The organism is Fusobacterium massiliense (genome assembly GCF_900095705.1).
Lineage (GTDB): Bacteria > Fusobacteriota > Fusobacteriia > Fusobacteriales > Fusobacteriaceae > Fusobacterium > Fusobacterium massiliense.
Genome location: NZ_LT608326.1, coordinates 201518 through 219801, shown reverse-complemented (window position 1 = coordinate 219801; position 18284 = coordinate 201518). Strand labels below are relative to the sequence as shown.

18 protein-coding genes, 13 tRNA genes, 1 pseudogene and 1 riboswitch are annotated in these 18284 nt (G+C 28.9%); of the genes and pseudogenes, 24 read left to right on the top strand and 8 right to left on the bottom strand.

Translation table 11 applies throughout. The features are described from left to right. Window positions 1-350 precede the first annotated feature (350 nt). The 15 genes from BQ2505_RS03550 to BQ2505_RS03480 all read left to right on the top strand — a co-directional run bounded on the left by BQ2505_RS03550 (window position 351) and on the right by BQ2505_RS03480 (window position 3551). A complete protein-coding gene (locus BQ2505_RS03550; protein WP_074016405.1) occupies window positions 351-1343 on the top strand; it encodes a PTS sugar transporter subunit IIC in 993 nt (330 codons plus the stop codon). A 42-nt stretch (window positions 1344-1385) separates the two neighbouring features. Continuing rightward, a complete protein-coding gene (locus tag BQ2505_RS03545) occupies window positions 1386-1691 on the top strand; it encodes a GIY-YIG nuclease family protein (protein WP_143403549.1) in 306 nt (101 codons plus the stop codon). 84 nt (window positions 1692-1775) lie between these two features. Continuing rightward, window positions 1776-1863: transfer RNA gene (locus BQ2505_RS03540), tRNA-Leu, on the top strand. A 10-nt stretch (window positions 1864-1873) separates the two neighbouring features. Next, a tRNA-Met gene (locus BQ2505_RS03535) sits at window positions 1874-1950 on the top strand. 22 nt (window positions 1951-1972) lie between these two features. Next, window positions 1973-2048: transfer RNA gene (locus BQ2505_RS03530), tRNA-Gly, on the top strand. Window positions 2049-2058: 10 nt separating this feature from the next. After that, window positions 2059-2134 (top strand) — tRNA-Lys (locus BQ2505_RS03525). Window positions 2135-2142: 8 nt separating this feature from the next. After that, window positions 2143-2219: transfer RNA gene (locus BQ2505_RS03520), tRNA-Arg, on the top strand. A 7-nt stretch (window positions 2220-2226) separates the two neighbouring features. Further along, a tRNA-Ile gene (locus tag BQ2505_RS03515) sits at window positions 2227-2304 on the top strand. A gap of 17 nt (window positions 2305-2321) precedes the next feature. Beyond that, window positions 2322-2396: transfer RNA gene (locus tag BQ2505_RS03510), tRNA-Glu, on the top strand. A 1-nt stretch (window position 2397) separates the two neighbouring features. Next, window positions 2398-2481: transfer RNA gene (locus BQ2505_RS03505), tRNA-Ser, on the top strand. Between the two features lie 10 nt (window positions 2482-2491). Next, a tRNA-Phe gene (locus BQ2505_RS03500) sits at window positions 2492-2567 on the top strand. Window positions 2568-2572: 5 nt separating this feature from the next. Next, window positions 2573-2648: transfer RNA gene (locus BQ2505_RS03495), tRNA-Val, on the top strand. 11 nt (window positions 2649-2659) lie between these two features. Then, a tRNA-Asp gene (locus tag BQ2505_RS03490) sits at window positions 2660-2736 on the top strand. Window positions 2737-2873: 137 nt separating this feature from the next. Then, window positions 2874-3173 (top strand): hypothetical protein, encoded by a 300-nt coding sequence (locus BQ2505_RS03485; protein ID WP_074016404.1) that lies wholly within the window; start codon window positions 2874-2876, stop codon window positions 3171-3173. A gap of 9 nt (window positions 3174-3182) precedes the next feature. Continuing rightward, entirely contained in the window at window positions 3183-3551 is a 369-nt protein-coding gene (locus tag BQ2505_RS03480) for a hypothetical protein (RefSeq protein WP_074016403.1), read from the top strand. Window positions 3552-3795: 244 nt separating this feature from the next. On the opposite strand, the gene ppc is transcribed toward BQ2505_RS03480, so the two are convergent. The 5 genes from ppc to ribH are packed head-to-tail and all read right to left on the bottom strand — an operon-like array spanning window position 3796 to window position 10075. Next, entirely contained in the window at window positions 3796-6600 is a 2805-nt protein-coding gene (gene ppc, locus BQ2505_RS03475; protein WP_074016402.1) for a phosphoenolpyruvate carboxylase, read from the bottom strand. Between the two features lie 30 nt (window positions 6601-6630). Further along, a complete protein-coding gene (locus BQ2505_RS03470; protein WP_074016401.1) occupies window positions 6631-7830 on the bottom strand; it encodes a bifunctional 3,4-dihydroxy-2-butanone-4-phosphate synthase/GTP cyclohydrolase II in 1200 nt (399 codons plus the stop codon). 8 nt (window positions 7831-7838) lie between these two features. Further along, complete coding sequence (gene ribE, locus BQ2505_RS03465) at window positions 7839-8495, bottom strand: riboflavin synthase (RefSeq protein WP_074016400.1); 657 nt, start codon at window positions 8493-8495, stop codon at window positions 7839-7841. 31 nt (window positions 8496-8526) lie between these two features. After that, complete coding sequence (ribD, locus tag BQ2505_RS03460) at window positions 8527-9612, bottom strand: bifunctional diaminohydroxyphosphoribosylaminopyrimidine deaminase/5-amino-6-(5-phosphoribosylamino)uracil reductase RibD (protein ID WP_074016399.1); 1086 nt, start codon at window positions 9610-9612, stop codon at window positions 8527-8529. Window position 9613: 1 nt separating this feature from the next. After that, on the bottom strand, window positions 9614-10075 hold the full coding sequence (ribH, locus tag BQ2505_RS03455; protein ID WP_074016398.1) for a 6,7-dimethyl-8-ribityllumazine synthase: 462 nt from the start codon (window positions 10073-10075) through the stop codon (window positions 9614-9616). A gap of 260 nt (window positions 10076-10335) precedes the next feature. Next, window positions 10336-10450: riboswitch (FMN riboswitch) on the bottom strand. Window positions 10451-10630: 180 nt separating this feature from the next. On the opposite strand from ribH, the gene BQ2505_RS03450 reads away from it, so the two are divergent. Next, window positions 10631-10707, top strand: a tRNA-Pro gene (locus BQ2505_RS03450). Between the two features lie 7 nt (window positions 10708-10714). Continuing rightward, window positions 10715-10789 (top strand) — tRNA-Gln (locus BQ2505_RS03445). Between the two features lie 34 nt (window positions 10790-10823). Here BQ2505_RS03445 and BQ2505_RS03440 read toward each other — a convergent pair. From BQ2505_RS03440 to BQ2505_RS03430, 3 genes are read right to left on the bottom strand one after another with little or no spacing between them, the layout of a single operon-like run. Next, the gene (locus BQ2505_RS03440) at window positions 10824-11600 is read right to left on the bottom strand and encodes an ABC transporter ATP-binding protein (protein WP_074016397.1); all 777 of its coding nucleotides are present in this window, start codon (window positions 11598-11600) and stop codon (window positions 10824-10826) included. 6 nt (window positions 11601-11606) lie between these two features. Continuing rightward, the gene (locus BQ2505_RS03435) at window positions 11607-12437 is read right to left on the bottom strand and encodes an ABC transporter permease (protein WP_074016396.1); all 831 of its coding nucleotides are present in this window, start codon (window positions 12435-12437) and stop codon (window positions 11607-11609) included. A gap of 22 nt (window positions 12438-12459) precedes the next feature. Continuing rightward, complete coding sequence (locus BQ2505_RS03430; RefSeq protein WP_074016395.1) at window positions 12460-13395, bottom strand: ABC transporter substrate-binding protein; 936 nt, start codon at window positions 13393-13395, stop codon at window positions 12460-12462. Between the two features lie 290 nt (window positions 13396-13685). Here BQ2505_RS03430 and BQ2505_RS03425 point away from each other — a divergent pair, with 290 nt between their 5' ends. The 7 genes and pseudogenes from BQ2505_RS03425 to brnQ all read left to right on the top strand — a co-directional run bounded on the left by BQ2505_RS03425 (window position 13686) and on the right by brnQ (window position 18240). Beyond that, window positions 13686-14225 carry a toxin-antitoxin system YwqK family antitoxin gene (locus BQ2505_RS03425; RefSeq protein WP_083232320.1) on the top strand — a complete coding sequence of 180 codons (540 nt, stop codon included), beginning with the start codon at window positions 13686-13688 and terminating at the stop codon, window positions 14223-14225. A 39-nt stretch (window positions 14226-14264) separates the two neighbouring features. Further along, complete coding sequence (locus tag BQ2505_RS03420; RefSeq protein WP_074016393.1) at window positions 14265-14525, top strand: chorismate mutase; 261 nt, start codon at window positions 14265-14267, stop codon at window positions 14523-14525. Next, window positions 14518-15321 (top strand): shikimate dehydrogenase family protein, encoded by an 804-nt coding sequence (locus BQ2505_RS03415; RefSeq protein ID WP_074016392.1) that lies wholly within the window; start codon window positions 14518-14520, stop codon window positions 15319-15321. Before BQ2505_RS03420 ends, BQ2505_RS03415 begins: the two co-directional genes overlap by 8 nt. Then, window positions 15302-15736: a type II 3-dehydroquinate dehydratase gene (gene aroQ, locus BQ2505_RS03410; protein ID WP_074016391.1), complete on the top strand. Its 435-nt coding sequence runs from the start codon at window positions 15302-15304 to the stop codon at window positions 15734-15736. The genes BQ2505_RS03415 and aroQ overlap by 20 nt, the downstream gene beginning before the upstream one ends. 14 nt (window positions 15737-15750) lie before the next feature. After that, window positions 15751-16506 (top strand): annotated as a pseudogene (locus tag BQ2505_RS08825) (exodeoxyribonuclease III); the annotation flags it as partial. A gap of 60 nt (window positions 16507-16566) precedes the next feature. Next, entirely contained in the window at window positions 16567-16929 is a 363-nt protein-coding gene (locus tag BQ2505_RS08820; protein WP_202613310.1) for an arsenate reductase family protein, read from the top strand. A 30-nt stretch (window positions 16930-16959) separates the two neighbouring features. Continuing rightward, window positions 16960-18240 (top strand): branched-chain amino acid transport system II carrier protein, encoded by a 1281-nt coding sequence (gene brnQ / locus BQ2505_RS03395; protein WP_074016390.1) that lies wholly within the window; start codon window positions 16960-16962, stop codon window positions 18238-18240. Window positions 18241-18284: the final 44 nt, after the last annotated feature.

Genomic DNA, 18284 nt, shown 5'->3' with positions numbered 1-18284 from the left:
GTAAAACTGTATCCAAATTCAAAAAATGAGGATACAGTTTTTTTAAAATCTTCTTTATAAGGAAAGTATAAAATTAAAAATGAAAATTAGTCTCTTGACAGTCGTATGAGTTCTACGAGCTCAATGAACACAGGCTCTTTGAACTAAAGGACGTCAGAGACTTTTTTACTTTATAGGAAAGTATAAAAATAAATAATGAAAATCAGTTTAAAAAAGATTGTACTCAATTAGCCTTAGGATTCATATGATTATCAAGAGCCCTTATTATTCTATTTATTACTTGAAAAAATAAATTAAATGAAGTATGATATACAAAATAAAATTTCTTAAGAGTTGAGAAAGGAGAAAAAATGAAAGATTTTGTTATAAAAAGTTTAAATGGAATGGCTTTAGGCTTGTTTTCATCTCTTATAGTTGGGCTTATATTAAAGCAGCTAGGATTATTACTAAACCTGGATTTCTTAGTTTATATAGGTTCTATATCTCAGTTGTTAATGGGAGGAGCTATTGGTGTTGGAATATCTTATACATTAGGTTTTCCTATTTTAATAATTATTTCATCTCTTATAGTTGGAATGTATGGAGCAGGAAGTTTAGTATATTTAGATAATCAAGTTTTTATAAAATTAGGGGAACCTATTGGAGCAGGAGTTTCAGTTCTAGTTGGAATATTAGTAGCAAAGATGTTCTCCAAAAAAACAAAATTTGATTTAATACTGCTACCTTTAGTAACAATTTTAGTTGGTTGTTTGATTGCAAAGATATTTTCTCCATATATATCAGAAATTATTTATGAAATAGGATTGCTAGTAAACAAAACTACTGAACTAAGACCTGTTTTTATGGGATTAACAATTTCAGTAATAATGGGAATAATCTTAACTTTACCAATTAGTTCGGCAGCAATAGGGATTTCACTAGGTTTAAGTGGACTTGCAGCTGGAGCTTCTTTGACAGGGTGTTGTTGCCAAATGATAGGATTTGCCGTTATGTCATGTGAAGATAATGACTGGGGTACAGTGCTTTCTATAGGTTTTGGAACTTCTATGATTCAAATGCCTAATATAATAAAAAATCCGATAATATGGATACCACCGATAGTTTCAAGTGCTATTTTAGGTGTGTTTTCAACCACAATTTTCAAATTATCTTCAAATAGTATAGCTTCTGGTATGGGAACAAGTGGTTTAGTTGGTCAGATAGCTACTTTTTCTGTAAATGGCTTATCTTATTTGCCAACTATGATAATTTTGCATTTTATATTGCCGATTATTTTAAATTTTATAATTTATAAAGCTTTAAAGAAAAAAAATTATATAAAAAGTGGAGATTTGAAAATATAAAAATATAAAAATATAAAAATAAATATACATAATAGGAGAAAAATGGAAATTTATTATTTATATATGTTGAGATGTAGTGATCGTAGCATTTATACTGGAATAGCCAAGGATTATGAAAAAAGATATAAAGAACATATAGAATTGAAAGGAGCTAAATATACAAAGTCTCATAAAGTTACAAAAATAGAGAGAGTTTTTATATGTAATTCTCGCTCTGAGGCGAGCATTTTAGAGAATGTTTTTAAAAAATTTGCAAAAAAGCAAAAAGAAAGTTATATTTTAGCCCCTTCTGATTTTATAAAATATATTGAAAATATTAAAAAAATAAAAATAACAAAAAAAATTTAAAAAAAATTAAAAAAAGTTTGACATATTATAAGAATTATGGTATCATTACTAATGTCTCAAGGGGAACTTAGAGCAGTAAAAAATGCCTGGATGGCGGAATAGGTAGACGCACAGGACTTAAAATCCTGTGGTACTTAGTACCGTGCCGGTTCGATTCCGGCTCTAGGCACCATTTTTTATGTCGCGGGGTAGAGCAGTCTGGCAGCTCGTCGGGCTCATAACCCGAAGGTCGTAAGTTCAAATCTTACCCCCGCCACCAAAATTAAATAGTTAGAATTTATGCGGGAATAGCTCAGTTGGTAGAGCGTCAGCCTTCCAAGCTGAATGTCGCGAGTTCGAACCTCGTTTCCCGCTCCATTAATTTTATGCGTCATTAGCTCAGTTGGTAGAGCACACGACTTTTAATCGTGTTGTCACAAGTTCAAATCTTGTATGACGCACCATATAATATGTATCTGTAGCTCAGCTGGATAGAGCAACGCCCTTCTAAGGCGTGGGTCAGGGGTTCGAATCCCTTCAGATACGCCATATAGATGGATCCATAGCTCAGTTTGGTCAGAGCACTCGGCTCATAACCGAGTGGTCGCTGGTTCGAGTCCAGCTGGATCCACCATTTTTTTATGTTAGGATGCCCCGTTCGTTCAGTGGTTAGGACATCAGATTTTCACTCTGGAAACAGGGGTTCGATTCCCCTACGGGGTACCATGGAAGGCTATCCTAATTGGTAAGGAACCGGTCTTGAAAACCGGCGTCGTAAGACTTTAGAGTTCGAGTCTCTAGCCTTCCGCCATAATTTAAAAGCCCAGATAGCTCAGTCGGTAGAGCAGGGGACTGAAAATCCCCGTGTCGGTGGTTCGATTCCGCCTCTGGGCACCATTGATGGTCGCATAGCTCAGTTGGGAGAGCACCTGCCTTACAAGCAGGGGGTCATAGGTTCAAGTCCTATTGTGACCACCATTTTTATAACTGGGGGTGTAGCTCAGTTGGTTAGAGCGCCTGCCTGTCACGCAGGAGGTCGCGAGTTCGAGCCTCGTCACTCCCGCCATTATAAATTTATGTAAGTTAATAATATTTTGTAAACTGTGCCTAAGAATTTTATGAATTAAGGGACAGTTTTTTTTATTCATAGGAACTCAAATTGGAACAATTATTCCTGATAGCAAAAATTATTATATTGAATTTTTGATAAGTAAAAAAGATATTTTAAAAATAAAAAAGACAATGAAAATAAAATATAAGCTAATAGGAAATGATTTTGCATATAAAAAAATTAAATTTTATGGAAATGTTCTAAAAATTTCAAATGATTCTATTGATATAAATGGTAAAAAGTTTTATTTAATAATAGGAAGTATTCAAAGTAATAATATTAATAATATATCTGCCCTTAAAAAAGGGATGACAGTAGAAGTCAGTATAATTTCAGAAAAAGAGAGAATAATTTCATTTTTATTAGAATTGTTATTATTAAAAAATAAATAGGAGGGTAATATGAATGAAAAATTAATTGAGTTAATAAAAAAAATTTGTATCTTTTTAAAAAAAGAGGATTATTATAAACTAAAAAAAATAATAAATAGTAGTAAAGATAGCTATCCAGACTTTTTTCCTCTTTTGCATGAATTTGAAAAACGTACACTACTAGGAAAAATAGCAGCTGTTATAGAACCTATTATAAATTCTCTCACTTTTCCAGGAGTACCTTTTATATTATTCGGAAAAAAAGCAGAAGAAGAAGAAAAGAAAGCTATATTTTTAGAAAAAATTAGTGAATTTAAAGATGAAATAAAACAGTTTTTAGATAGAGCTACTATTCCCAAAGAAATCGAATTTTTAACTTTTTTATACAAAAATATATAAAAAACTTTTTAATAATTTACAGATCTTTTCTACAGTTCTAATATATTTAAAAACAAGTCAATTTTCCTCAAAGAATCTTGACTTGTTCTTTTTATTTATAAGGAAAGTATAAATTTAAAAATAGCAAAATTAGTCTCGACGTCCGTATTAGTTCGAAGAGCCTGTGTTTATTGAGCTCGTAGAACTCATACGGCTGTCAAGAGACTTTATTTAATTATATTTTTATAAATTAATACTATTTCTATTAGCCACTATTACGAAGACCAGTTGCCAGACCATTTATTGAAATATGTAGAGCTTTTTGTAAGTCTTCTGAGGCATCTCCATTTCTTTTTCTTTTTAGTAATTCAATTTGTAAATAATTCATAGAGCTAAAATATGCTAATCTATTGTTTAAACTGCTTGCTAATTCCGGGTTATCTTTAAGAAGAACTTCATTACCTGTAATTTTTTTCAATATATCTAAAGTTAATTCCCATTCTTTAACAATAGAAGAGAATATATTTTTCGCAATTTTTTGATTAGAAGCTAGCTTTATATATTCGTATGCTATTCCTAGATCAGTTTTAGATAGAATCATGTCTACATTTGAAATTACAGCTTTAAAGAATGGCCATTCTTTGTACATCTTTTGTAGTGTTTCAAGATTTTTATCATTTTTTTCTATCCACTTTTCAAATGAAGAACCTACACCATACCAACCTGGAAGCATAATACGAGTTTGAGACCAAGAAAATACCCATGGAATAGCTCTAAGACTTTCTAATGAATGATTTTTCTTTCTTGAAGATGGTCTTGAACCAATATTTAGACCTGCTATTGCATTTATAGGGGTAATTTCAAAAAAGAATTCAGTAAAACCTTCTGTATTATAAACCAAATCTCTATAAATACCATAGCTTAGATCCGAAATCTCAGCTATTATTTTTTCATACTCGTCCCAGTTTGCATCTTCTATTGACAATGAACTAGACTCTAAAGCAGCAGAAACTAAGGCTTCTAAATTTTTAAATCCTAATTCAGAATTTCCGTATTTTGCTCCAATGACTTCACCTTGTTCAGTTAAACGAATAGTACCTGCTGTACTTCCTTCAGGTTGTGCAAGTATTGCTTCATAACTTGGGCCTCCACCCCTTCCAACAGTTCCACCTCTTCCATGGAAAAAAGAAACTTGAATATTAAACTCTTGTCCTACAGCAGTAAGACTTTTTTGAGCAACATATAGAGCCCAGTTTGATGTTAAATATCCACCATCTTTATTACTGTCAGAATATCCTAACATTACTTCTTGTTTTCTCTCTTTTTTGTTCATCCACTTTTCCACTAAAGGAAGAGAAAACCAATTTCTTAGAGTTTGGGGAGCAACCTCTAAATCTTCTATAGTTTCAAATAAAGGAACAATTTGTAATTCACAAAATTCATTATTTTTAGTTCCTTTGGCAAGATTAGCTTCTTTAAGTAAGATAGCTACTTCTAGCATATCTGAAAGACTTGTTGCATGAGAAATTAAATTTTTTTCTATAATTTTTTCCCCAAATCTATCCCTTAAAGATTTAACTTTTCTAAATATTTCTAGCTCTCCAGAAAGCAATTCACTTTGTGGAATTGTAGGATCACTTAAAATTCTTGGATCTTGTTCTAATTCTTTTAATAAAATTTCACAACGTTCATCTTCAGATAAAGCTAAATAATCATCTAAAATATTTGCATTTTTCAATAATTCTGCAACACAAACTTCGTGTACACTAGAATCTTGTCTCAAATCTATTGTAGCTAGATGAAATCCGAATATTTTTATAGCACTAATTAAGTTATTTAAAAGACCTTTTGTTAAAAATTTTGCATTGTTATCAATTAACGATTGTGCAACAATTTCTAAATCTTTTTGAAATTCTTCGGCTTTCTTATATGGTTTCCCAACAACATTTTTTCTTCTTGGAGGGAAATAATCAGTGTCAGTACATATAGTATAAGCAGTAGATAAGAGTCTATCATTTATAGCAGTTAAAGCTCTACGATAAGGTTCATTAACCCTATGTGGAGAAACTTCTCCAGAATCTTCAGAAAGTTTTTTAAGGTCATCATTCACTCTGACCATTGTTATAGACATAGACAATTCACGATAAACTTTTTCAATTTCTTCAAAATAAAATTGAAATAGTTTTGTTGCTTGAGCTTGAGCTGATAGCTCTAAAGTCTCAGAAGTAACAAAAGGATTTCCATCTCTATCTCCACCTATCCACATTCCCATTGTTAAAGGAAGTAGGTTTCTATAGCTATTAAATGCAGTTTTATTAGCTATTGTTTCAGAAATTTCTTGAAATTTGTTCATTAATTTAGGAATTTCTTGAAAAAAGGTTGTACTGTAATAGCTAAGTGCATTATTTACTTCATCAGCAACGGTAAGTTTACTTGTTCTAAGCATAGAAGTTTGCCATAAAATTTGTATTCCCCTATTTAATTCATCTATCCATTCATCTTCCGATATTTTTAAATTCTTAACATCTTCATATTTATCTAATGTATCGGTCAATTTTTTAATCATATCCAATATACTCTTTCTTTGAACTTGAGTTGGATGAGCTGTTAAAACTGGAACAATAGAAACCTTTTTCATTGCTTTAAGTATTTTTTCCTCATTAAATCCTTTATCTTTTAAATTTTTTATAGATCTTTCTAAAGTTCCTAGTTGTAAATTATTTGAAATTTTAGCACTTCTTTGCTGATGCATTTGATATACATCTTCTGCAATATTTGCTAATACAGAATAAAATGTAAAACTTCTAGTAACTTTTAATAATTCCTTATTATTAAGTTCAGAGCAAAAGCTAGATAAGTTATCATAGTTAGCAGGAACTTTGTTTTTGTAATATTCAGCAGAGACATTTTTAAGTTTTTCTACTGCTTTATATATAGGTAATCCACCATATGTTAATATAGTTTCTCCTAAAAGATTTCGTAATAATTTATTGTGTTCTAGTAATATTTCCTGTTGTTTTGTCTTTTCAACAGAAAGTATAGGTGTAATAGGTAAATTTTTAAAATTCATTTTATCACCTTTCTATTGTAAAATTAAAGTTTATTTTATGTTTAATAAATGTCCCATTCTATCTTTTTTAGTTTTTAAATAATGTTCATTCACATGATTGTGTTCAATCTCAATTTCTTCTCTTTCTACAACTGGCATTCCATATTCACTTAATCCATTTATTTTTAATGGATTATTAGTTAATAGTTTTACAGATTTTACACCTAAAGCTTTAAGCATTTGAGCAGCAACAGCATAATCTCTCATATCTGCACCAAAACCAAGTTGTAAGTTTGCATCTAAGGTGTCAACACCTTGTTCTTGAAGATTGTATGCTTTTAATTTGTTTAAAAGTCCTATACCTCTTCCTTCTTGTCTTAAATATAAAACTACACCTTCTCCAATTTTTTCTATTCTTCTCATAGCAGTTTTTAATTGAGAACCACAGTCACATCTTAAAGAACCTAAAATGTCCCCAGTAAAACATTCTGAGTGTATTCTGACAGTTACATTTTCTTTGCCATTGACATCTCCTTTAACTAAAGCAATATGTTCTTTATCATCTATTAAATTGTTAAATCCAACAATTTTAAAAGTCCCACTATCAGTTGGCATATTTGCAACAACTTCTATGCTCATAAGTTCTTCATATTTTTTTCTGTATTTTATTAGGTCTTCTATTGTAATTATTTTTAAATTATGTTTTTTAGCAAAAATTTCTAAATCGTCCATTCTTGCCATAGTACCATCGTCCTTTAAAATTTCACAAATAACAGCAGCAGGAGCTAAACCACAGATTTTACATAAATCAACAGTAGCTTCTGTATGACCTTCTCTTTCAAGAACTCCTCTATCTTTTGCAACAAGTGGAAATATGTGCCCTGGTCTAGTGAAATCTGTATCTATAGAATTTATATCTGCTAATTTTTTAATAGTTGTTAATCTATCAGCTATAGAAATACCAGTAGTTGTCCCCTCTTTTGCATCAACGGAAACAGTAAAAGCTGTGCATTTTGCATCAGTATTATTTGCTGTCATTGGATCTAAATGTAATCTTTGAGCATATTCTTTTGACATAGGAACACAAGTTAGACCTCTTGCATGTGTTGCCATAAAATTAATACTTTCATAAGTTGCTTTTTCTGCTGCAACAAAAATATCCCCTTCATTTTCTCTATTTTCATCATCTACTATTATTAAAGGAATACCATTTTTTATATCCTCAAAAACATCTTCTATCTTGTAAATCATTTTTCCTCCTAGAACCCATTTTTTAATAAAAATTCTCTTGTAATTGTATTTTTCTTTTCTTCTTTTTCTTCAAGTTTATCAAAATATAAAAATTTTTCTATATATTTTCCTATTAAGTCTGTTTCAACATTCACAATATCGCCTATTTTTTTGTTTCCTAGAATGATTTTTTCTTGTGAATGTGGTATTAAAGAAATAGAAAAACTATCATCAGTTAGTGCAACAACTGTAAGGCTTGCCCCATCTATTGTTGCTCTACCTTTTTCAACGATGTATCTCATATATTTTCTACTGATTTTTATTTCATAGACCTTTGCTATTCCCTCTTGTGTTATAGAAATAATTTCTCCTTCACAGTCAACATCTCCAGTAACTAAATGTCCACCTAGGGGAGTTGCTAAAGTAATAGATTTCTCTAAATTTACTTCATCTCCAGCTTTTAGCCTTTTTAAATTAGATCTCATTATTGTTTCAAACATACAGTCTGCTAAAAAATAATCTTTTGAAAATTCTGTTACAGTCAGACAAACTCCATTTGTTGCAATACTATCTCCTAATTTTACATTTTCTAAAACTTTGCTAGCTTTTATTTTTAATTTTATTGATTTATCTCCATTATTGATAGAAATAACTCTTCCTTTTTCTTCAACTAAACCTGTAAACATAATAATTTAACCTCTCTTTTAGAAAATATCTTTATATCATTTCAAATTCTACTGATATGTTATCTCCGTAGATATTAAATTTAGGATTAGGCAACTTAAAGACCTCATCAATACTATCAAAATTAAAACCATTTAGAAATGATATAGCTGAATTATCTCCGATGATTTTAGGAGCAATAAAGATTTCGCCACCATCTATTATATTTTCTTTAAAAGCTGATGAAATTAATCCACCACCACCTTCTAATAGAATAGAATCAACTCCTAGTTTTCCAATTTCTTTAAGTATAGTTTTCATTTCAAACATTTCTCCGTCAAGAAAAATAAAATTAGTCCCTATTTCCTTTAAAACTTTTATTTTTTCAGCTGTCTTATTTTTAGTAGAAGTTACTATTATTGCTTTTTTATCATCAAAATGCAAAAATTTAGCATCAATTGGTGTTTCTAACTTAGGATCAACTACAATTCTATAAGGATTTCTTGCATTTTCCATTCTTGAATCAAGACTAGGATTATCTGCTAGGATAGTATTTATACCTACCATAATTCCCATATATTTAGTTCTTAAATACTGAACTCTTTCTCTTGCTAAATCATTAGTTATCCATTTTGATTTTCCACTTCTTGTTGCTAATTTTCCATCTAAGGTTATTCCACATTTTAAAAATAAATAAGGCTCTTTTTTTGTTATATATTTAAAAAATATTTTATTTATTTCTTTTGCCTCTTTTTCTAAAATTCCAACTTCAACTTCAATTCCAGCATTTTTTAATATATCTATACCTTTTCCAGCAACTAGTGGATTTGGATCCACACAAGCTATAATACATCTTTTTATTCCTGATTTTACTATTTTTTCAGCACAAGGTGGAGTTTTTCCATGGTGTGAACAAGGTTCTAAAGTTACATATATAGTTGCTCCTTTTGCATTTTCTTCAGCTTCATCTAAAGCCCAAACTTCTGCATGAGCACCACCAAAGTTCTTGTGCCAACCTCTACCAATAATTTTATCATCTTTAACAACAATAGCCCCAACTAAAGGATTTGGATTTACTTTTCCAAATCCTTGTTGAGCTAGTTTTATAGCTTCTTTCATATATTCTTCATCTTTTTTCATACTAGATACCTTTTATTAAATTGATCATTTCAATGGCAGTCATAGCTGCATCTGCTCCTTTATTTCCTGCTTTTGTTCCAGCTCTTTCGATAGCTTCTTCTATTGAGTTAGTTGTTAAAACTCCAAATATTACAGGAACTTCACTATCTAAGCTAACATGAGCAACTCCTTTTGAAACTTCAGCACATACATAATCAAAATGAGGTGTAGAACCTTTAATAACAGCTCCTAATGTTATAACAGCATCATATTTTTTAGATTGAGCTAATTTTTTTGCAACTAAAGGTATTTCAAATGCTCCAGGAACCCAGAATAAATTGATATCATCATCTTGAACTTCATGTCTTCTTAGAATGTCTTCTGCACCACCTATTAACTTAGATGTGATAAATTCATTAAATCTAGCAGCTACTATAGCTATTTTTATTCCTTGACCATTAAACTTTCCTTCAAAAACTTTCATTGTTACCTCCATAATTTTTATAAAAATTTTATTACTTATTAAATTTGTATATCTACTTTAGTAAATAAAGTCTCTGACATCCGTATTAGTTCGAAGAGCCTGTGTTCATTGAGCTCGTAGAACTCATGGACGTCAAGAGACTAATTTTTGCTATTTAATTTTATGCTTTCCTATAGAATAAAAAATACCTGAATAAAATTCAGGTATTTATTGGTTACTTAGAAATCAATTTAATCTTTTAAACTATAAATTTAAATAGACTATATCTTCTTTCATCCAGACTTTACTGTCGGTTTTGGAATTTCACCAAATCAAAGCTATGCTTTCGTGGACTATACCACCGGTCGGGAATCTCACCCTGCCCTGAAGATTTATATTTATTCTTAGTTATAAATATAATATTCTTTTTTGTTTTTGTCAACAATTATTTTAAATAAGGTAAAATAATTTTACTATTAATTTGATTTAAATTTTTATAAAAAATATTAGTTTAGATAAGAAATAATTTCTTGACAGAGAAAAATATATATGCTAAACTTATAAAGTCATTTAGGACGGAATATAGCGCAGTCCGGTAGCGCACCTGCCTTGGGAGCAGGGGGCCGCAAGTTCGAATCTTGCTATTCCGACCATTTTTTTTGGGGTGTCGCCAAGCGGTAAGGCAACGGACTTTGACTCCGTTATGCGTTGGTTCGAATCCAGCCACCCCAGCCATATAAAAATCTTTAAATACTTATATAATTCATTGTTAAAACACATCTGAATAAGTAGAAATCTTTTTAAATACATCCATTAATTTTTCTTGAGTAAGCTCTTTTTTTTCATCTCCACTAATATCTAAAATAATTTTTCCGTTGTGAAGCATAATTAATCTATTCCCATATTTTATAGCATCTTGTAAATTATGTGTAATCATAAGTGTAGGAATTTCATACTTTGTTATTATATCTTTGGTTTTATCCATAATAATTTGAGATGTTTTAGGGTCAAGAGCGGCTGTATGTTCATCTAAAAGCAATATTTTTGGTTGATTTAAAGTTGCCATAATTAAAGCAAGACATTGTCTTTGACCTCCAGATAGATATTGAACTTCTGTTTCCATTAAATTTTCAAGTCCCAAATCTAATTCTTTTAATAAATTTTTGTAATATTCTCTTTTGGATTGATTTAAACCTAGAGACCATCCAAATATTTTTCCTTTGTTGTCTGCCATAGATAAATTTTCAAAAATAGTCATAGATGGAGCAGTTCCCATAGATGGATTTTGATAAACCTTAGAAATAATTTTACTTCTTTTGTGTTTTGCTAAATTTGTTATATTTTCTCCTTCTATTTCAATAGTACCATTATCTAAGTCAATGTTTCCGCTAATAAGGTTAAGAAGAGTAGACTTACCTGCTCCATTACTTCCAATAACAGAGATAAATTCTCCTTTAGCTACTTTAAGATTTAAGTCTGTGAATATTGCTTTTTCTTCTCCTGATGCAGAATAAAAAGTTTTATTTATATTAGAAAGTGTCATCATTTCTTATCATCTCCTTTTATTTTTTAACTTTTGTAACCATAGGATTATTAAGACTATAATTGTTGTAATTAGTTTTAAATCACTTGCATCCATTCCCAAAGATAAAGTTAGAGCAAGAACAGCTCTATAAAGAACAGAACCTATTATTACTACAGAAGTCCCACTGATTTTTCTAGTCTTTCCAAAAATTGTATCTCCAATAATTATAGAGGCAAGACCTATAACTATAGTTCCTGTTCCCATACCTATATCAGCAAATCCTTGATATTGAGCAAGTATAGCACCAGAAAAAGCAACAAAAGCATTTGCTATAATAAGACCGTATACCTTATATTTTTTTTCGTTTAAACCTAAAGAAACTACAAGATTTTCATTATCTCCTAAAGCCTTTAATGCAAAGCCAAACTTTGTTTTCAATAAATAATCTAAAAATAATTTACTTATTAAAATTAAAATTATTATTGTTATAATTATAGAATAGTCTGTGTTAAATATATTTTCTTCTTCAAATAAAGGAATATTAGATTTTCCCATAATTCTTAGATTAATACTGTATAGAGCAGTCATAGTTAAAATTCCAGCAAGTAAATCTTGAACTTTTAATTTTACATGTATAAGACCTGTAATTCCTCCAGCAAGAGCTCCACAAATAAGAGCAACAAATAAAGTTAAATAAGGATTAACTCCTAAAGTTAAAAGTTTTGCTGAAATAGCTGCACCTAATGGAAAACTTCCATCAACAGTCATATCGGGAAAATTTAATATTTTGAAAGATATATATACACCCAAAACCATAATTGCAAAAATTAAGCTTTGTTCTATTGTTGCTTGAAACATTTTAAAACTCCTTTTTATCTTTTTAAATTTTTTCTGCTTTTTTATATTTTATATCGTCAATGTTTACATTATATTTTTTTGCCATTTTTTTGTTTATAATCAAGTTAGTTTCTTTCAAAGTTTCAACAGGGATATCTTTAGGATTTTTACCATTCATAATTTTTATAATAACTTCTCCAGTTTGATAACCTAATTTTTCATAGTCTATGCTTTCAGTTGCTAAAGCACCCTTTTCAACAATATCTTTTGTTGAAGCTATAATAGGAACATTTTTTCTATTAGCTTTTTGTAAAACTAAACTTGCTGAAGAATATACTAAATTATCTGTTGGAATGAATAATACATCTATTTGATTTAGTAGAGTATCTAGTGCTAAATTTATATCATTTACTGAACTTACACCTTTTTCAACAACGACAAGATTTTTAGATTTAGCAAGGTTTTTAAATTTTTTTAACAATATTACAGAATTTTGTTCACTTGTATTATATATGAAACCAACCTTTTTAGCTTTTGGAAGCATATCTTTTATAAGGGAAATTTCTTTGTCTAGTGGGGACATATCAGAAGTACCTGTTATATTTGCTCCTTTAAGTCCTGCACTTGCTCCATCAGTTACAGCAGTATAAATGATTGGAATATTTTTAGTTGCATTTAAAGCAGCTTGAGCACTCGGTGTTGATATTGCAACTATTATATCTTTTTTAGATGAAACAAATGATTTTGTTATTAGTTGAGCAGTTCCAAAATCCCCTTGAGCTGTTTGATAATCTATTTTAATTTTTTTATTTGAAACCTTGTCTTTTAAAGCCTTCTCAATTCCTTTTCTTGCAGCATCTAAAGATGGATGCTCAACAATTTGTGTAATTCCTATTTTTATTTCCTTTTCTTTTTCTTCAGCAATAGCTATTGTTGTAAGTCCTAAGCATAGTCCTAATATAGTTAGTATTTTTTTCATAATTCCCTCCCAAGATTTTTTATTTATGGGTGAATTTTAGCATAAAGAAAGGATAAAACTATAGATAACAATTTAAAAATTTAATTGTTCGGTTTTTAAGAAAAATTTTTTTATTTTTCAATAATATTTTTATAAAAGAGATAAAAAGTTTGTAGGATAAAGACAGTTCATATAGAAAAAATGATGTTAGTATTTAGAAACTTTATTTGAAATCTTTATTTTTTTAGTTACAATTATTATAAAAAAATGATAGAATAAAAAAATCACATTATACTGAAAGGAGAATAAAAATGAAAAAAATTATTATTCTTTTGATGATGATATTAAGTTTAAATTTATTTTCAAGTGAAAAGTTTTTAAAATATTTTTTTAATAATAAAGAAGATTATAAAGTTTTAAATCAAAATAACTTAAATGGAGTTAAAGAAAAATACTATGATAACGGGAAATTAAAATCTAAAGAATTTTATATCTCTAATAAAAAGTATGGTAGATGGCAATATTTTTATGAAAGTGGTAAACTAAAAACAGAAATTTTCTATGAACCGATTTCTAAGACAGAATTGGGTTATGTTATAAATTATGATGAAGAAGGTAAAAAACTCAGTGTTGGTAGAATAAATAATAATGAAATGATAGATATTTGGCAATATTTTGATGAAGATGAAAATTTAATATATACATATGACTATACAAGTGGGATAATAACATCTTATAGTAAAGATGCTAAAATTCTTCTTAAATTTAAAGATACAGAGATGATAGGAAAACTACAGGAGATAGAAAAGGAGATACTTGATGATAAAGTTAAATCAAAAATTACCCCTTAAAATTTCAGTAGAAATTCCAAATAGAAATGGAGATATTTTATGATAAAATTAAATCTCTTGAGAAAAAAGATAGATGATATTGATGATGAGCTTATAGCTTTATTTTTAAAAAGACTAGATATATCAAAAGAAATTGGTGAATTAAAAAAAGAAAATAATATGAAAATCTATGACCCAAAGAGAGAAGAAGAGATTATAGGTATGTCTCTTAAGAATATAGATGATAATCAGAAAAAATATGTGGAAAAATTTTTGAGAACGCTTATGGATATTAGCAAGGAGGTTCAAAAAAGTGATTAAGATTGGTCTGTTGGGAGAAAAATTGTCTCACTCTCTTTCTCCAATCCTACATAAAATAATTTTAAAAAATTTAAATATACAAGCAGAATATGTTTTATATGAAGTTTCTAAAGAAGATATTATTAATTTTAAAGAATATATGCAAGCTAATAATATTAAGGGAGTTAATATTACAATACCTTATAAGAAAATTTTTATAGATAAGTTGAATAGTTTAAGTAATGAGGCAAAAGAAATAAGAGCAATTAATTTATTGTATATAAAAGATAATAAATATTTTGGTGCTAATACAGACTATTATGGTTTTATGCAAACTCTTATTTTAAATAATATAGATGTAAAAAATAAAAAAGTAGCAGTCATCGGGAGAGGTGGAGCTAGTGCAAGTGTAAGTAAAGTTTTGAAAGATATGAGAGCTGGAGAAATTATTTTTTGCTTTAGAAAAGATAAAGATAGCAAAGTAGATTTTTCTAAAATTTCTGAGGGAGATATAATAATAAATACAACTCCTGTTGGAATGTACCCTAATATATATGAAAGTATTGCAGATGAAAATGTTATCAAGAAATTTAAGGTTGCAATAGATTTAATATATAATCCTATTGAAACAAAATTTTTAAAACTTGCTAAAGAAAATGGACTTGTTGCTATTAATGGAATGGATATGCTTATAGAACAGGCTATAAAAACAGATGAAATATTGTTTGAGAAAGAAATTTCAGAAATGATGAAAAATAAAATTAGAGAAGAAATTATCATAGAAATGGGAGAAAAAAATGAAAATAATGGTAATTAATGGAGCTAATTTAAATATGCTTGGAGTGAGAGAAAAAAATATATATGGCTCTTTTACTTATGAAGAACTGTGTGAATATATTAAAAAAAATTCAGAGTTTAAAAATAAAAATATAGATTTTACTTTTTTTCAAAGTAATATAGAAGGAGAAATTGTAGACTGTATTCAAAAAGCATATAATGAAAAATATGATGGGATAATTATCAATCCAGGGGCTTACACACATACATCTGTTGCTATACATGATGCTATAAAAGCTGTAAGTATACCTACTGTGGAAGTACACATTTCTAATATACATGCAAGAGAAGATTTTAGAAAAGTTTGTATTACTTCACCAGCTTGTATTGGACAAATAACAGGTTTAGGAAAATATGGCTATATTTTAGCTGTGAAATATTTGATGGAGATTTAAAGAGAGGGATAAATATGAAATTAATATCGTGGAATGTAAATGGAATTAGAGCAGCAATAAAAAAAGGTTTTTTAGATTACTTTAATGAACAAGATGCAGATATTTTTTGCTTGCAAGAGACTAAGTTAAGTGAAGGACAACTAAATTTAGAACTGCCAGGCTATTATCAATACTGGAATTATGCAGAAAAAAAGGGTTACTCAGGGACAGCAATTTTTACGAAAGAAAAACCATTATCTGTAGCTTATGGAATTGGAATAGAAGAGCACGATAAAGAAGGTAGAGTAATCACTCTTGAATTTGAAAAGTTTTATATGATAACAGTATATACACCAAATTCAAAAGATGAACTTTTAAGATTAGATTATAGAATGGTTTGGGAAGATGAGTTTAGAAAATATTTAAAAAAATTGGAAGAATTTAAGCCTGTTGTTGTTTGTGGAGATTTGAATGTTGCTCACAAAGAGATAGACTTAAAAAATCCAAAAACAAATAGAAGAAATCCAGGTTTTACAGATGAAGAAAGAGAAAAATTCTCAAAGTTGCTAGATAGTGGTTTTGTAGATACATTTAGATATTTTTATCCAAACTTAGAACATGCTTATTCGTGGTGGTCTTATAGAGCTAATGCTAGAAAAAACAACACAGGGTGGAGAATAGATTATTTTGTTGTATCTTCTGGGCTTGAAAAGAATTTAAAAGATGCTGAAATACATGCTCAAACAGAAGGTTCAGACCATTGCCCAGTAGTATTATTTTTAGACTTTGAAGGAGAAAATAGAAAAAAAGTAAAAACTAAAATAGAAGATAAAAAGGAAGTGCTAAAAGAAATGGGAGAAGTAAAGTTTTTATGTTATCCAAGATGCTCAACTTGTCAAAAAGCTAAAAAATGGCTAGAAACAAATAATATTAAGTTTAATGAAAGAGATATAGTGAAACTTAATCCAAATGAAAGTGAGCTTAAAGAATTTTATCAAAACAGTGGAAAAGAATTAAAAAAATTTTTTAATACAAGTGGAATACTGTATAGAGAAATGGGATTAAAAGATAAACTTCCAAATATGTCAGAAGATGAACAAATAAAGCTCCTGGCAACAGATGGTAAATTAGTAAAAAGACCTTTGGTTATTAGTAAAAATGGAGTTTTAATAGGATTTAAAGAAGAAGAATGGAAAGAATTTTTTAAGAAATAGACTTAAATGAATAGAATGGAAGGAGAAAAAATGTATAGTATAATGGATGTAATAACATCTGGGTTTGCTTTGTTTGCAATGTTATTTGGGGCAGGGAATTTAATATTTCCACCTATGCTAGGATATGATTTAGGTAACAACTGGGGAATAGCAGTTTTTGCTTTTATTTTAACAGCAGTTGGATTCCCATTGATTGCCATAATTGCTTCAGCTAATGCTGGGAAAAAATTAGATGATTTTTCAAATAAGGTTAGTCCTTTATTTGCAAGAGTGTATGGTATAGCTTTAATTTTATCAATAGGCCCATTATTAGCACTACCAAGAACAGGTGCAACAGCGTATGAAGTAACTTTCTTCCATGCAGGATTTACTTCACAAACAATGAAATATGTTTATTTGATAATATATTTCTTATTAGCATTGATGTTCTCGTTAAAATCATCAAAAGTTGTTGATAGAATAGGGAAAATATTAACACCAATATTACTTATAGTTTTATTTATAATTTTGGCAAAAGGTGTATTTTTTAATGATCAAGAAGTTGCCACTAAAGTATTTGAACTACCTTTCAAAAAAGGATTTATTGAAGGATATCAAACTATGGACGCATTGGCAGGAATTGTGTTTTCAACAGTTATTTTAAATGCTGTAAACAATGGAAAAGAACTTACAAAAAAACAAGAATTTTCATTTTTGCTAAAAGTTGGACTTATTGCAGCAGTTGGTCTTGCAATAGTTTATACAGGACTTTCATATATAGGTGCAACTTTTGGATCATATGAGTTAATTGCTGGAGCTGAAAAAACAGATTTATTAGTAAAATTATCTATAACTTTATTAGGAAAAATTGGATATTTAATCCTAGCTATCTGTGTTGCTGGAGCTTGTCTTACAACATCTATAGGACTTATAGTTACAGTTTCTGAATATTTTAGTGGATTTTTAAAAATTTCTTATGAAAAACTTGTTATAATAACAACAGCAATTGGGTTTATATTTGCAATATTAGGTGTTAATCAAATTATAAAAATTTCTGTGCCTATACTTGTACTTTTATATCCAATAAGTATAGGACTTATAATCATAAATCTATTCAACATAAAAAATGCAAATGTATTCAAAGGGGTTACACTTGTAACAGGTTTGATTGGGTTATATGAAGGAATAAGTGTTACAGGAGTTACTATGCCTGCAATGATTACAAATATTTATAATTCATTACCACTTATAGATTTAGGTTTACCATGGTTAGTTCCATCAGTAGTGGTAGGATTTTGTTGTTATTTTATAAAAGATGAAAAAACAAAATAAAAATTGAAATATAATAAACTTACTTATATAATTATACTAGAATT